Source organism: Streptomyces sp. NPDC104761 (assembly GCF_055583445.1).
Map to the genome: position 1 here is coordinate 38,700 of NZ_JBVJNZ010000025.1, position 14,323 is coordinate 53,022.

Sequence of the window (14,323 nt, forward strand, 5' to 3'; positions counted from 1 at the left end):
GAGACGGGGAGGTCGGTGCCGATGGTCCTCGCTCTGACTGTGGCCGGAATCGTGGTCGTGCTGGTGGTGGTGGGACTCTTCCTGTTCGGCCTGCGCCGCAGACTGATCCAGCGCTCCGGCGGCACCTTCGACTGTTCCCTGCGCTGGGACGTTCCCGAGAAGACGGACACCAGCGGCAAGGGCTGGAGCTACGGCGTCGCCCGCTACAACGGCGACAGCGTGGAGTGGTACCGCGTCTTCTCCTACGCCTACCGGCCCCGCAGGGTCCTGGAACGCGACCGGATCGAGGTGGCCGGCCGTCGCCTCCCCGAGGGCGAGGAGGAGCTGGCCCTGCTCTCCGACGCCGTCATCCTGGCCTGCACCCACCGCGGCACCCGCCTCGAACTCGCGATGAGCGAAGACGCGCTGACCGGATTCCTCGCGTGGCTGGAAGCAGCCCCGCCCGGTCAGCGAGTGAATGTGGCGTAGCCACATTCACCCTCCCCCAGACGAAGTGACGTCCGGAGGAGGGTGAACGTTGCTGGGCAGTCTTACAGGTTGTTGCTGATGGCGCTCACCAGCTCGCCGTCGCTGGTGTCGCCGCTGAACTCCCAGAAGAAGGCGCCGCCGAGGCCCTGGGACTTGGCCCAGCTCATCTTGCCGGCGATCGTCGACGGGGTGTCGTAGGACCACCAGTTGCTGCCGCAGTGGGCGTACGCCGTGCCCGCGATGGTGCCGGTGACCGGGCAGGACGTCTTGAGGACCTTGTAGTCCTCGATGCCCTGTTCGTAGGTGCCGGCCGCCGCGCCCGTGGCCGTGCCGCCCGGCGCGTCCTGGGTGACGCCGGTCCAGCCTCTGCCGTAGAAGCCGATGCCGATGAGCAGCTTGCTCGCCGGTACGCCCTGCGCCTTGAACTTGGCCATCGCGTCGGCCGTGTCGAAGCCGGCGGTCGGGATGCCCGCGTACGAGGTGAGCGGGGAGTGCGGGGCGGTCGGGCCGGTGGTCGCCCAGGCGCCGAAGAAGTCGTACGACATCACGTTGTACCAGTTCACGTACTGGGAGGCGCCCGCGTAGTCGGTGGCGTCGATCTTGCCGCCGGCCGAGCCGTCGGCCGTGGTGGCCGCGGTGACCAGGGCGGAGGAGCCGAACTTGGCGCGCAGCGCGGCCATCAGGTTCTTGAAGGCCGCCGAGCCGCTGGTGTCGCAGCTCAGCCCGCAGGCGTTCGGGTACTCCCAGTCGATGTCGATGCCGTCGAAGACGTCGGCCCAGCGCGGGTCCTTGACCAGGTTGTAGCAGGAGTCCGCGAACGCGGTCGGGTTGGCCGCCGCCTGGGCGAAGCCGCCGGACCAGGTCCAGCCGCCGAAGGACCACAGGATCTTGAGGTTCGGGTACTTGGCCTTCAGCTCGCGCAGCTGGTTGAAGTTGCCGGCGAGCGGCTGGTCCCAGGTGTCGGCGACGCCGCTGACCGACTGGTCGGCGGTGTACGTCTTCTGGTAGTCCGCGTAGGCGTCGCCGATCGCGCACTGGCCGTTCGTCACGTTGCCGAAGGCGTAGTTGATGTGCGTGATCTTCGCGGCGGACCCGGACGTCACCAGGTTCTTGACCTGGTAGTTGCGGCCGTAGATGCCCCACTCGGTGAAGTAGCCGAGCTTGACCTTGGAACCGGTGGTCGGGGGAGTGGTCGTACCGCCGGTGGTGTGGACGGCGACCGCGCCGCTGACCGGTCCGGTCTGGTTCGCGGTGTCACGGGCCTGGACCGTGTACGAGTAGTCGGTGCCGGCCGTGAGGCCCGAGTCGGTGTACGAGGTGGTGGTCACCGTGGAGACCACCTTGCCGTCACGCAGGACGTCGTAGTTCTTGACGCCCTTGTCGTCGGTGGCGGCGGACCAGTTCAGCGTCACCGAGGTGTCGGTGACGCCGGATGCGGTCGGGGTGCCGGGCGCGGACGGCGCCGCGTCACCGGGGACGGTGGTGCCGCCGTCACAGCTGGCGCCGTTGAGCAGACAGTTGCTCGGCGATCCCGAACCCGCTCCGTTGAAGCCGAAGGAGACGGAGGCGCCGGGGGCGATGGAGCCGTTGTAGGACTTGTTCTTGGCCGTCCAGTGGGTGCCGGAGGAGGTGACGTCCGCGTCCCACGCGGAGGTGACCGAGGTTCCGGTGGGGTAGTCCCACTCGACGGTCCATGAACTGATGGTGGTGGTACCGGTGTTCTTGACGGTCCACTGGCCGCCGAAGCCGGTACCCCAGTCCGAGGTCTTGGCATAGGTCGCGGTGGCGGACGTCGCGGCCTGGGCGGGGCTCGCGATGCCGACCAGACCGGCCAGGGGGAGCACCAGCGTCGCGAGTCCTGCCGCGACTCTGTGTCTGAAGCGCATGCTGCGCCTCCCTCTTGATCGGGGGTGACGTGGGCATGACTGAGCCTTCATGCCCATGGTGCCGCGAGAATAGAAAGGTCTGGACCACCGGTCAATAGGTCTGGACCACTTTGCCCGAGGCTTCGTATACGACTCGTCAGGTCCCCAACTCCTGCGCCGGCACGCCTGCTTGCGCCCGGCTGCGCGGGTTCCGGCTTCACCGGCAACCGGCTGACGTGGGTCTCGCTCGCCCTCCTCGCGGGGCTTGCCGCGGGCGGGGGCGCGGGCGGGTCAGCGCTCGCCGCCCGGCACCCACAGCACGTCCCCGACGTCCTTGTTGGCCGTCCGGGCCAGGATGAACAGCAGGTCCGACAGCCGGTTGAGGTAGGTCGCCGTCAGCGGGTTCATCACCTCGCCGTGCACCTCCAGCGCGGCCCACGTCGACCGCTCGGCCCGCCGTACGACCGTGCAGGCCTGGTGGAGCAGGGCCGCGCCCGGGGTGCCGCCCGGGAGGATGAAGGAGCGGAGCTTCTCCAGCCGCTCGTTGAAGCGGTCGCAGTCCGCCTCCAGTTTGTCGACGTAGAACTGCTCGACGCGCAGGGGCGGGAACTCGGGGTTCTCCGCCACGGGGGTCGACAGGTCCGCGCCGACGTCGAAGAGGTCGTTCTGCACCCGGGTGAGCACCTTGACGACCTCCTCCGGCAGGCCGCCCAGCGCGATCGCCGTCCCGATCACCGCGTTCGCCTCGTTGGCGTCGGCGTAGGCGGAGATCCGCAGATCGGTCTTGGCGACCCGGCTCATGTCCCCGAGCGCGGTGGTGCCCCGGTCGCCGGTCCTGGTGTAGATGCGCGTCAGATTGACCATGCGGCCAGCGTAGAGGTGTCCTGGGGGTGCCGGACGGATACGTACATGGCGCGAAACGGACCGTGCCGGCAGGGCCGGCTGACGGGACGTGACGGTTGTCTCACGTCCTGAGACCGTGACACGCGTTACTTACCGGGTTTCCCGGCCCCCGACGAGCGCTAGGGTCCCGCCCAAGAGGCATACCTCAACAGCGTGTAAGGGGAGCGGAGTGGCACGGAAGCTTGCCGTCATCGGGGCCGGCCTGATGGGTTCGGGCATCGCCCAGGTCGCCGCGCAGGCCGGCTGGGACGTGGTCCTGCGAGACGTCACCGACGAGGCACTGGACCGTGCCGTGGGCGGGATCCAGACCTCGTACGGCAAGTTCGTGAGCAAGGGGAAGCTGGAGGCGCACGACGCCGACGCCGCCCTGGCCCGCATCACCACGACCACCGACCTGGACGCGGTCGCCGACGCGGACCTCGTGGTCGAGGCCGTCTTCGAGAAGCTGGAGGTCAAGCACGAGATCTTCCGCGCCCTCGACAAGATCGTGCGCCCGGAGGCCGTACTCGCCTCCAACACCTCCGCCATCCCGATCACCAAGATCGCGGCCGCCACCGAGCACCCGGAACGGGTCGTCGGCGTCCACTTCTTCTCGCCGGTGCCGATGATGCAGCTCGTCGAGCTGGTCCGCGGCTACAAGACCAGCGACGAAACCCTCGCCACCGCGCGGGAGTTCGCCGAGTCCACCGGCAAGACCTGCATCGTCGTCAACCGGGACGTCGCCGGCTTCGTGACGACCCGGCTGATCTCGGCGCTGGTCGTCGAGGCCGCCAAGCTGTACGAGTCGGGCGTTGCCACCGCCGAGGACATCGACCTGGCCTGCAAGCTGGGCTTCGGTCACGCCATGGGCCCGCTGGCCACGGCCGACCTCACCGGCGTCGACATCCTGCTGCACGCCACCAGCAACATCTACACCGAGTCGCAGGACGAGAAGTTCGCCCCGCCGGAGCTGATGCGCCGGATGGTTGACGCCGGTGACATCGGGCGCAAGAGCGGGCAGGGCTTCTACACGTACTGAAACATCAGTACGTAGATCCTCTGACCGCCTGTCAAAACGCACAAACCCCGGAGGTTTCACCCTCTGGGGTGAATTCGGTATCGGTTCGCTTACAGATGGCAACCTCTGACCGGCGAACGCAGTCAGACGTTGCAATACCGGACAACACTTTCACGGAGTAGGACACGCACTCTCGGGGAGCGCATATGTACATCAGGGGCGACCACGCCGAGCTGGTCGTCGGGGGCCGCCTCGACGTCCGCAGCGCGGCGGACGCCCGTACGGTCCTGCACTCGGCCGTCGACGACGGAGTCGGCGATCTGGTGCTGGACCTGTCCGAGCTGGATTCCTGGGACGCCACCGGACTCGGGGTGATCATGGGGGCCCACCGGCGGGCCGGCCGCTGCGGCCGCCGTCTGGTGCTGCGCGGCGTGCCGCCGCAGATGCAGCGCCTGCTGGTGGCCACCAGGCTGCACCGGATCCTGGCGATCGAGGGGGGTATCGGGGCGGAGTCGCTGCCGCGGGTGTGACCCCGGGGTCGGCGGCCGGCCGCCGTGCCACGGTGACCGGCGGGCCGCCGTGCCAGGCCGGACGGGTGTGCGGTGGACAGGCGTCGGGACACGGCGATCCGGTGTGACCCGGGCGACGGGGGTTACCCGGGCGGACGGTGCGCATGCGCACGTCAGACGCAATCCTCACGAGACCGTGATGTGTCGGACGGCGCGGTACCCCGGACTGTCGTAGATACTGTGCGAAGGTTTAAGGTTCGGTCGCCCGCCGCCCTTGCCACCCTTCGAGCGCGGGCCCGGACCAGAAGCGACAGCGCGGTGTGCAACAGGCCGGGAGGGGCCGGTATTCACGGCACATGACGCTTTTGGGGGGCTAGGAACCTATGGACCCGATCAACCCGGGACCCGAGGGGTACGGCCAGGACGATGGGGGTACCTCCCGGTCGAGCCTGTTCGAGGCTGGGGGAGGCAGCACGCCGCGCCAGCGCCCGCCCAGGGATTCCCTCACCACCGACTTCGGCCAGAGTGCGCCGACGACGGCCCGCACCACGCGGCTGTTCACCGGCGACTTCCTGCTGACCGTCAATCCCGTCGACGGCAGCGAGATAGAACCCTGCCCGCCGGCCGAGCGCCCCGCCGGACCGGAGAAGCGCACCGCCGCCGAGCGCGCCGAGTACGAGCGCGCCGTCCGGCCGCCGGTGCCGCCCGGCCCCGCCCAGCCCGAGCTGCCGCTCCTGGAACGCCAGGACGACCGCGAGCGGCTCGTCAGGCTCCTCGCCCGCGGCCGCTCGGTGCGCCTCACCGGCCCCGCGGGCTCCGGCCGCACGGCCCTCCTCGACCTGGTCGCCGACGACTGCTCCGACCTCGCCCCCGACGGCGTGGTCCGCCTCAACGGCTTCCACCGCACGCACGAGGACCTGCTCCACGACCTCTTCCACGCCGTCTACAAGGCACCCGACCACCGCCCCGACCACGACGAGCTCCTCGAACTGGTCCGGGCCATCGGCGCGGTCGTCGTCGTCGACGACATCGAGTTCGGCGGCACCGGGCTGGACGAGCTGATCGACGCCACCCCCGAGTGCGCCTTCCTGATCGGCGCCACCCCGGAGGTGCCGGCGCCCTCCGCCGACTCCGCCGTCGAGGAGGTCTTCCTCAGCGGCCTGGACCGGGCCGGCGGCGTCGACATCCTGGAGCGCGCGGTCGGCCGCGTCCTCACCGAGGAGGAGGCCAACTGGGCCGGCGACCTCTGGTTCGAGTCCGAGGGCCTGCCGCTGCGGTTCGTCCAGGCCGGCGCGCTGCTGCGCCAGCGCGACCAGGTGCGGGCCAGCACCGGCGCCGTGGACGAGTACGGCGTCTTCGCATCCGACCTGCCCGAGCTGTCCGACATCGCCGCGCTCTCCGACCTTCCGGTCGAGGCGTCCTTCGACCCCGAGGCGACCGACGAGGTCCCGCTCCCGTCCCTCGGCGAGGCCGCCGCGCCCGCCCCGCTGCTCGCCTCCCGGCTCAGCGCCTCCGCCCGGGCCACCCTGCGCTTCGCGGTCGCCCTCGGCGGCGAGGTGCCGCACCAGGCGCATCTGCCGGCCCTCGTCGGCGACACCCACGCGGACGCGGCCCTCGGCGAGCTGGCGGGCTGCGGACTGGTCTCCCCGGTGGGTTCCCGCTACCGGCTCGCCGCGGGCGTCCTGCAGCAGCTGGAGGCCGCCGGATACGCCGACGACGCGGCCGCCCAGGCCCTCACCGCCGCCCAGCACTACGGCTGGTGGGCCGGGCACCCCTCGGTCACCCCGGAGCGGGTCTGCGCCGAGTCCGACGCGATCCTCGCCGCCCTGGCGGTGGTCGTCCCCGAGACGGTGCCGCCGGCGGAGGACGAGGAGAGCACGCCGGTACGACTGGCCCGCACGGCCGCGCCCGCGTTCGCGGCGGGGCTGCACTGGAGCGCCTGGGAACGCGCCCTGCGGGCCGGTGCGGAGGCCTCCCGCCTCGCGGGTGAGGTCGGCGAACAGGCCTACTTCCACCACGAGCTCGGCATATTCGCGCTCTGCGGCGGCTGGCTGGACCGGGCGCGGGCCGAGCTTGAGGCCTCGATCGGGCTGCGCGGTGCGCTCTCCGACAAGCGGGGCACGACGGCCGGCCGACGGGCCCTCGCCCTGGTGGCCGACCGCTCGGGCGAGGTCATCCCGGCCGTCGCGGCGATGGCGGGCGACGAGATTCCCGATGCCCGCCACGAGGAGTCCATATCCCCGGCCGGCGGTGTCACCACGGCCTTCCCCGCGGTCCACTCGCCGGTCTCGGACACGGTGGTGACCCACAGGGTCCCGGGGCAGCAGACGCCGACCCAGGGCGGCGGGGGCGGCCTGGTCCGCATGGCCCGCCGCAACCTGGTCGCGGTGGGCGCGGGCGTGCTCCTGACGGCCGTCCTGGGCACCGTGGTCACCCTCGGCATGACCTCCAACAACAACGCCGACAACCCGCCGAACAACGTGAGCGTCAACCCCTCGGCGAGCGAGGACACCGGCGACGGCGGCCTGGGCGCCGACCCCGGCCAGACCCCGGGCACGGGCAGCACCGGCACGACGAAGCCCAAGCCGACGGACCCGGGCCCCGACGGCACCCTGGGCACGTCGGACGACCCGACACCCCCGTCCGACACGAAGACGCCTTCGGCTTCGGCCTCGGGCACCAAGGGCTCCTCCGGCGGCGGTACGACACACTCACCGTCGGCGTCACCTTCGAAGTCGCCCTCGCCCTCGAAGTCGGCATCGCCGAGCCCGTCGAAGTCCTCCGGGTCGCCGAGTCCGAGCGACTCGACGTCCGTCACACCGACGGGCCCGTCCGACCCACCGACCACAAGCAACTCGGCGAGCGGTCCGGCATCCGACTCCCCGAGCGTCACGACGTCGAGCGCGTCGGAGAGCAGCAGCCCAGGAACGACGACCGGCACCCTGATCTGAGCGCCCGCGCGTCCCACGCACCGCGCCCAGGATGCCCAGGGCCCCTTCCAACCCCGCCGCGACGGCGCTCAGCCACGATGACGCGCACCGGCGGTGCCGAGCCCGCCTCAGGCCGGTCCGGCACCGCCGGTCACCCTTGTGTCGGCAGAGCGCCGTTGCGGCGGTTTTGGGGAGGGCGGCGCAACTTGTTGGCCCGGGGCGGAAGAGGCTGATGCATCGGCCTCGTTGAGGGCCGTGGGCCCGCCCCGGACCCGCCGCGACGGTGCGCAGCCACGATGACGCGCACCGGCGGCGCCGAGCCCGCCTCCGGCCGGTCCGGCACCGCCGGTCTCCCTTGTGTCGGTGGAGGGCCGGTGCGGCGGGGGAGGGCGGCGCGACTTGTTGGCCTGGGGCGGAAGAGGCTGATGCGTCCGCCTGGTTGAGGGCCGTGGGCCCGCCCCGGACCCGCCGCGACGGTGCTCAGCCACGATGGGTCGGACCGGCGGTGCCGAGCCCGCCTCAGGCCGGTCCGGCACCGCCGGTCGCCCTTGTGCCGGTCAGAACAGGCGGAGTTTGTCGTCCTCGATGCCGCGGAGGGCGTCGTAGTCGAGAACCGTGCAGCCGATGCCGCGGTCGGTGGCGAGGACCTTGGCCTGGGGCTTGATCTCCTGGGCCGCGAAGATGCCCCGGACGGGGGCGAGGTGGGGGTCGCGGTTCAGGAGTTCGAGGTAGCGGGTGAGCTGTTCGACGCCGTCGATCTCGCCGCGGCGTTTGATCTCGATGGCCACGGTCTGGCCCTCGGCGTCACGGCAGAGGATGTCCACCGGCCCGATCGCCGTCATGTACTCGCGCCGGATGAGCGTGTAGCCGTCGCCGAGCGTCTCGATCCGGTCGGCCAGCAGCTCCTGCAGGTGCGCCTCCACGCCGTCCTTGATCAGGCCCGGGTCGACGCCCAGCTCGTGCGAGGAGTCGTGCAGGACCTCCTCCATCGTGATGATGAGCTTCTCGCCCGCCTTGTTGACGACGGTCCAGACGCCGGCCTCGTCACCCGTCCCCTCCTTGAGGGTGCACGGCGGCGACATCCAGTTGAGGGGCTTGTAGGCCCGGTCGTCCGCGTGGATCGAGACACTGCCGTCCGCCTTGACGAGGATCAGACGCGGAGCGGAGGGAAGGTGGGCGGTGAGCCGGCCGGCGTAGTCGACGGAGCACCGGGCGATGACGAGACGCATGGTCGGCAACGCTACTCGACGCGCCGCCCTCCACGCGATTCGCCCGGAACAGAGCGGCATCCGAGCGGCCTCGGACCCGCCCCCGCGACCGTTCCTGGAGAGCCGCCTGCACACGCCTGTTCAAACCTGGCCGATTGTGCGCCTAAAGGGACCGTCGCATATACGCAATCTCCTGGTGGGGGCACCGCCCGTTGCCTACGGTAGTAAACGGGAGGTCGCGGATTGTGTACTCAGCGTGTTCGATATCGCGAACTCCCTTACCTGTCCGCCAACCCCTGCTGTTCGGGGGTGCGAGAGGAGTACCCATGTCGCTCGACGTCTCACCGGCCCTACTCGAACAGGCCGAGCGAGGCGAGGTCGACGAAGCAGATTTCGTCGACTGCGTCCGGACCTCCCTGCCTTACGCATGGGAGATGATCAGCTCCCTGGTGGCCCAGCTGAAGGTGGACGGCGGAGAGTTCGCCGACAACCAGACGCCCCCGCCGGACGAGCAGGCACGCGGTCAGCTGTTGCGTGCGCTCGCGAGTGACGCCATACGCGGCGCCCTGCAGCGGCACTTCGGCGTGCGGCTGGCCTTCCAGAACTGCCACCGTGTGGCGGTGTTCCCGCTGGACGCCTCGGTCGACGAGACGCTGGCCCGCTTCACCTCTGTGCGCAACCAGCTGTTGAACCAGTCCCCGGAACTGCGGGACTGCTGACGCCGTGCGTCGGTCCTGCTGACGCAGTGAGCCGCTTGCTTGCCGCTCCACACGCGGGAGGTGCATCAGTCACTGGGGCGGCAAGCTCCCCGCGGCGGTGGGGTCACCGGAGGTGCGGCAGTACCTCGGCACCCAGCCGTCGTACGTTCTCCTCCGTGGCCGCCAGATCCCCCGAGCCTTCGGTCAGCAGGGCGAAACGGGAGATGCCGGTCCGCTCGGAGGTCGCGGCGAGCCGGTCGGCGCACAGCCGCGGGGTACCCACCGGGTGGAGTCCGCAGAGCAGTTCGGTGTACGCGAGCGGGTCCCGCATGGAGCGGAACCGGCCGTCCACCGTCACGTGCGCCTCCAGGCCCTGTTTCAGCCAGCCCGGCATCGCCTTGGTGAGGGTCTCCGCGGCGTCGGTGCGGCTGTCCGCGATCTGGCAGACGCCGGCCGAGACATGGGCCGCCCCGGCGATCTCGTCGCCGGACCGCCCGGCCGCCCGTGCGTGCTGCCGCCACAACGCGACCATCTCGGCCTTCTCCTCGTCGCCGACGTGCATCCCGAGCAGCATCGGCAGCCCCCGCTCGGCGGCCAGCCGGATGCTCGCCGCGGAGGTGCAGGCGACCACCACCTCCGGCCCCGGTGCCTCCGTCAGCGCCTCCGAAGGGCGCGGTACGACGGGGACTTCACGGAAGGAGAAGCGTGGCCCGGAGGCCGACACGGCCGGTTCGCGCAGCCAGCGCGTCAGCAGATCGAGTGATTCGGGAAAGCCCTGCTCGTACGCCTCCAGGCCCGATCCGAAGACCTCCAGATCCACCCAGGGCCCGCCCCGCCCCACGCCGAGCGTGAAGCGGCCGCCGCTCGTCACGTGCAGCAGCGCGGCCTGCTCGCCGAGGGCGACCGGGTGGACGGTCGGCAGTACGCTCACCGCCGTACCGACCCGCAGCCGCCGGGTGCGGCCCAGCAGTAAAGCCGCCAGCGTGACCGCAGACGGGCAGGTGCCGTACGGCACGAAGTGGTGCTCGGCCAGCCACACCGCGTCCAGACCGGACTCCTCGGCCACCTCCGCCGTGCGCACCGCCCGGTGCAGGGCTTCCCCCTGACCCTGGCCCGGGAACTGGGCGGCCAGCACAAAACTACCTACGCGCATCGTTTCTTCCTGCTTTCCTGGCTCCGACCCGGAGCTCCCCCACCGGGCATAACCGTCTGACACGTGCCGAGGACACGGTCTGGCGGAGAGATTTGCGGATTGTCTGGAGAATGGGTCGCCCTGGAGGGGGACTTGTACGGGTTCGTGCCCTACGCGTACCCCCGTGCGCGCGTCGTAGGCTGGACACAGCCCGTGCTTCCTGTATAGCCCCGAGAGGTGTCCCGTGTCCCCGCGTCGCAACCGACCCAAGGGCCCGAACGGAGCGGCCTCGTCCGGCCGGAGCGCCGACGAGGACCCCGCGGACCGCTACGGCGGCTGGCAGTCCACCGAGAGTTGGCAGGGTGAGCAGTGGAGCGTCCGGCACGTGGCCGGCGCCAGCGCGGTCGGCAAGACGTACCGTTGCCCGGGCTGCGACCAGGTGATCGCCTCCGGCGTCCCGCACGTGGTGGCCTGGCCGGAGCACTCGGGCGTGGACGAGCGCCGGCACTGGCACAAGGCCTGCTGGAACGCGAAGGACCGCCGCACCACGCGGGTGCAGCGGTCCCGTAACGCGCCGAAGTTCTAGAGCGGAGTCAGACGTCCCGCCTCTCCAGCAGGACGTACGCGCCCGCGAACGCGACGGCGGTCACGCCCAGGATGATCCACAGCGGGTCCCAGCCCGTGGGGCCGGAGTCGCTGAGGGAGTTGGAGTAGAAGATGCTCAGCTGGTTCGGGATCGAGTACTCGAACAGGGCCGTGCGCACCTTCTCCAGCGACTGGGAGAACATGAACAGCGCGATCACCAGCGGGGCCAGCACCGCGCCGATCATGATGGTGATGGCGCCCGCCGAGTGCCGGATGACCGAGCCGATGATCAGCGAGAGCAGCCCGAGCAGCGCGATGTAGAGGCTGACGCCGACGGTGCCCTTCAGCCATTCCCCGCCGGTCGGCGTCCGGGCGACGTCGCTCAGCATCGACACCTGCGTCATGGCCACGAACGCGCTGGTCGCGAGAGTGATCACGAACGCGACCGCGAAGAAGACGATCGCCTTCGCCGCGAGCACGCGGGCGCGGGAGGGGCAGGCCACCATCGTCGTACGGATCATGCCCGTGCCGTACTCCGAGGCGGTCGTCAGCACGCCGAGCGTGATGATGCACATGCTGCCGAGCAGCAGGCCGAAGAAGCCGAGCGACAGCGCGCTCTCGCCGGACAGGTCGCCGGACGAGGAGGAGTTGCTGACCACCGCGCCGGCCAGGAGGCCGATGCCGATCACGAGGAGAACGAAGACGCCGAGCGTCCAGATCGTCGAACGCACCGACCTGATCTTCGTCCACTCGGAGGCGATCGCGTGCCCGAGGTGGGTGCGCACCACCGGGATCGGCGAGACGTAGCCGGGGTACGAACCGCCGGGCGCCGCCTGCCAGTCGGGCGCGGACGGGGCGGCCTGCGGCAGCGGAGGCTGGTGGGTGCTCATCGGGCGTCCTCGGGCTTGGTCAGGTCGGCGGGGGCAGGAGCGGGGGCGGGAGCCGGGGCGGGCGGAGCGGCCGCCGGAGCCGGCGCCGGCTGCGCGTAGGGGTTCGGAGCGGCCTGCGGAGGCCCGTAGGGGCCCTGCGGGGATCCGTGCCCGCTCCCGGGCGCGGCGGGCGCCCCCGGCGCGCCGTACGGCCCCGCGAACGGCCGGCCGCCCTGCTGAGGCGGCGGCGGGGCGTACCAGCCCGGCTGGCCCTGCCCGGGCACCGGCATCGGCGGCTGGACGCCAGGCGGCAGCGGCTGCTGGAGGCCTGCCTTCTGGTCGGTCGAGGACCGGTAGTCGACGGCCCCCTGCGTCATCCGCATGTACGCCTCCTCCAGGGAGGCCTGGTGCGGGGAGAGTTCCCACAGCCGTACGTCCGCCTCGTGTGCGAGGTCGCTGATCCGCGGCAGCGGCAGCCCGGTCACCCGGAGCGCCCCGTCCTGCTCCGGCAGCACATGGCCGCCCGCCTCGGTCAGCGCCGAGCTGAGCTTCTCGCGCAGCTGCGGCTCGGTGTCCGGGGTGCGCACCCGCGCGAAGTCGGCGGAGTTGGCCGAAATGAAGTCCGTCACACTCATGTCGGCGAGCAGTTGGCCCCGGCCGATGACGATGAGGTGGTCGGCGGTCAGCGCCATCTCGCTCATCAGGTGCGAGGAGACGAAGACCGTACGGCCCTCGGCGGCCAGGGACTTCATCAGGTTCCGCACCCAGAGGATGCCCTCGGGGTCGAGGCCGTTGACCGGCTCGTCGAAGAGCAGTACCTGGGGGTCGCCGAGCAGCGCGGCGGCGATGCCGAGGCGCTGGCCCATGCCGAGCGAGAAGCCCTTGGAGCGCTTTCCGGCCACGTCCTGGAGGCCCACCACGCCGAGCACCTCGTCCACCCGGCGGGCCGGGATGGCGGACAGCTGTGCCAGGGAGAGCAGGTGGTTGCGGGCGGACCGGCCGCCGTGCACCGCCTTGGCGTCGAGCAGCGCGCCGACCTGCCGGGCGGCGTTCGGGAGCCTGCGGTAGGGGAAGGCGCCGATCGTCACCGAGCCGGCGGTCGGGTTGTCCAGGCCCAGGATCATCCGCATGGTCGTCGACTTGCCCGAGCCGTTCGGCCCGAGGAAGCCGGTGACGGCTCCGGGTCGTACCTGGAAGGAAAGGTTGTACACGGCGGTCTTGTCGCCGTAGCGCTTGGTCAGGCCTACAGCCTCGATCATGCTCCGCACCCATCGAAAGGATCAGGACAGCGGGGCAGACGCCCCCCGTAAGGGTTAGGAGGATATCGGGGAGCTGACGGTTCCGGCCAAGAGCAAGCAAAGTCTCGGCCCCGCGGCTCCGGTCACTGGGCGTCGCGCCGCTTCAGCAGGACGTACCCGCCGGCCAGCGCCGCGACCACCCACAGCCCCATGATCCCGAGCCCGCCCCAGGGCCCGTAGGGGACGTCGTCGCCGGCCCTCGGCACCACCTGCATGATGTGGCTGCCCGCCTGGTCCGGCAGGAACCGGCCGATCTTCTTGGTCGCGTCGACGTTCCCGAGGATGTTGGAGATCAGGAAGAAGAACGGCATCAGGATGCCCAGCGACAGCATCGGCGAGCGCAGCATCGCGGCCACGCCCATGGAGAACATCGCGATCAGCGTCATGTAGAGCCCGCCGCCGACGACCGCGCGCAGCACCCCGGGATCGCCGAGGTGGGCCCGGTGCGAGCCGAGCATGGCCTGCCCGAGGAAGAAGGCGGCGAAGCTGGTCACCATGCCGACCACCAGCACCAGGCCGGCCGCCACCGCGATCTTGCTGAACAGGAAGGTGGCCCGCTGCGGGACCGCGGCCAGCGAGACCCTGATCATCCCGGTGCTGTACTCGTTCGACACGACGAGCACCCCGAACACGATCATCGCCAGCTGACCGAGGGTCATCCCGGCGAAGCTGATGTTCGTCGGGTCGAAGGAGAGCCGTTCGCGGGCGGGCATGCGGGAGAACTGGCTGTTCGCGAGCGCGGACAGCAGCATCCCGAGGGCCACGGTGACCACCACGGCCAGCGACAGCGTCCACACCGTCGAGGCGACGGAACGGATCTTGGTCCACTCGGACCGCACGACCTGGGTGACGACGGCCATC

General features: G+C 70.9%; 13 protein-coding genes. 6 read left to right on the forward strand and 7 right to left on the reverse strand.

Annotation, left to right across the window (positions count from 1 at the left end):
* Positions 1 to 21: 21 nt before the first annotated feature.
* Complete coding sequence (locus tag ACZ63F_RS40350) at positions 22 to 468, forward strand: DUF2550 domain-containing protein (protein WP_093499053.1); 447 nt, start codon at positions 22 to 24, stop codon at positions 466 to 468.
* A 62-nt stretch (positions 469 to 530) separates the two neighbouring features.
* On the opposite strand, the gene ACZ63F_RS40355 is transcribed toward ACZ63F_RS40350, so the two are convergent.
* A complete protein-coding gene (locus ACZ63F_RS40355; protein ID WP_469718791.1) occupies positions 531 to 2,354 on the reverse strand; it encodes a glycosyl hydrolase family 18 protein in 1,824 nt (607 codons plus the stop codon).
* Between the two features lie 270 nt (positions 2,355 to 2,624).
* The gene (locus tag ACZ63F_RS40360; RefSeq protein ID WP_351957771.1) at positions 2,625 to 3,197 is read right to left on the reverse strand and encodes a cob(I)yrinic acid a,c-diamide adenosyltransferase; all 573 of its coding nucleotides are present in this window, start codon (positions 3,195 to 3,197) and stop codon (positions 2,625 to 2,627) included.
* A 208-nt stretch (positions 3,198 to 3,405) separates the two neighbouring features.
* Here ACZ63F_RS40360 and ACZ63F_RS40365 point away from each other — a divergent pair, with 208 nt between their 5' ends.
* From ACZ63F_RS40365 to ACZ63F_RS40375, 3 genes are all read left to right on the forward strand, one after another.
* Positions 3,406 to 4,254 carry a 3-hydroxyacyl-CoA dehydrogenase family protein gene (locus ACZ63F_RS40365; protein WP_352367512.1) on the forward strand — a complete coding sequence of 283 codons (849 nt, stop codon included), beginning with the start codon at positions 3,406 to 3,408 and terminating at the stop codon, positions 4,252 to 4,254.
* Positions 4,255 to 4,439: 185 nt separating this feature from the next.
* Complete coding sequence (locus ACZ63F_RS40370; RefSeq protein ID WP_093499049.1) at positions 4,440 to 4,763, forward strand: STAS domain-containing protein; 324 nt, start codon at positions 4,440 to 4,442, stop codon at positions 4,761 to 4,763.
* A 362-nt stretch (positions 4,764 to 5,125) separates the two neighbouring features.
* Entirely contained in the window at positions 5,126 to 7,693 is a 2,568-nt protein-coding gene (locus ACZ63F_RS40375) for an ATP-binding protein (RefSeq protein ID WP_469718794.1), read from the forward strand.
* 536 nt (positions 7,694 to 8,229) lie between these two features.
* On the opposite strand, the gene nucS is transcribed toward ACZ63F_RS40375, so the two are convergent.
* Positions 8,230 to 8,901, reverse strand: coding sequence for an endonuclease NucS (gene nucS / locus ACZ63F_RS40380; RefSeq protein ID WP_469718796.1), 672 nt, complete (start codon positions 8,899 to 8,901; stop codon positions 8,230 to 8,232).
* Positions 8,902 to 9,206: 305 nt separating this feature from the next.
* On the opposite strand from nucS, the gene ACZ63F_RS40385 reads away from it, so the two are divergent.
* On the forward strand, positions 9,207 to 9,599 hold the full coding sequence (locus ACZ63F_RS40385; protein ID WP_093499046.1) for an SCO5389 family protein: 393 nt from the start codon (positions 9,207 to 9,209) through the stop codon (positions 9,597 to 9,599).
* A gap of 103 nt (positions 9,600 to 9,702) precedes the next feature.
* On the opposite strand, the gene ACZ63F_RS40390 is transcribed toward ACZ63F_RS40385, so the two are convergent.
* On the reverse strand, positions 9,703 to 10,731 hold the full coding sequence (locus ACZ63F_RS40390) for an LLM class flavin-dependent oxidoreductase (protein ID WP_382717499.1): 1,029 nt from the start codon (positions 10,729 to 10,731) through the stop codon (positions 9,703 to 9,705).
* 223 nt (positions 10,732 to 10,954) lie between these two features.
* Between ACZ63F_RS40390 and ACZ63F_RS40395 the strand changes: the two genes are divergently transcribed.
* Positions 10,955 to 11,296 (forward strand): ATP/GTP-binding protein, encoded by a 342-nt coding sequence (locus ACZ63F_RS40395; RefSeq protein WP_469718798.1) that lies wholly within the window; start codon positions 10,955 to 10,957, stop codon positions 11,294 to 11,296.
* A gap of 7 nt (positions 11,297 to 11,303) precedes the next feature.
* Here the strand turns inward: ACZ63F_RS40395 and ACZ63F_RS40400 are convergent, their stop codons facing one another.
* The 3 genes from ACZ63F_RS40400 to ACZ63F_RS40410 all read right to left on the reverse strand — a co-directional run bounded on the left by ACZ63F_RS40400 (position 11,304) and on the right by ACZ63F_RS40410 (position 14,322).
* Positions 11,304 to 12,185: an ABC transporter permease gene (locus ACZ63F_RS40400; RefSeq protein WP_352367517.1), complete on the reverse strand. Its 882-nt coding sequence runs from the start codon at positions 12,183 to 12,185 to the stop codon at positions 11,304 to 11,306.
* Complete coding sequence (locus ACZ63F_RS40405; RefSeq protein ID WP_469718800.1) at positions 12,182 to 13,423, reverse strand: ABC transporter ATP-binding protein; 1,242 nt, start codon at positions 13,421 to 13,423, stop codon at positions 12,182 to 12,184. The genes ACZ63F_RS40400 and ACZ63F_RS40405 overlap by 4 nt, the downstream gene beginning before the upstream one ends.
* A gap of 122 nt (positions 13,424 to 13,545) precedes the next feature.
* Complete coding sequence (locus ACZ63F_RS40410; protein WP_352367693.1) at positions 13,546 to 14,322, reverse strand: ABC transporter permease; 777 nt, start codon at positions 14,320 to 14,322, stop codon at positions 13,546 to 13,548.
* Position 14,323 lies beyond the last annotated feature (1 nt).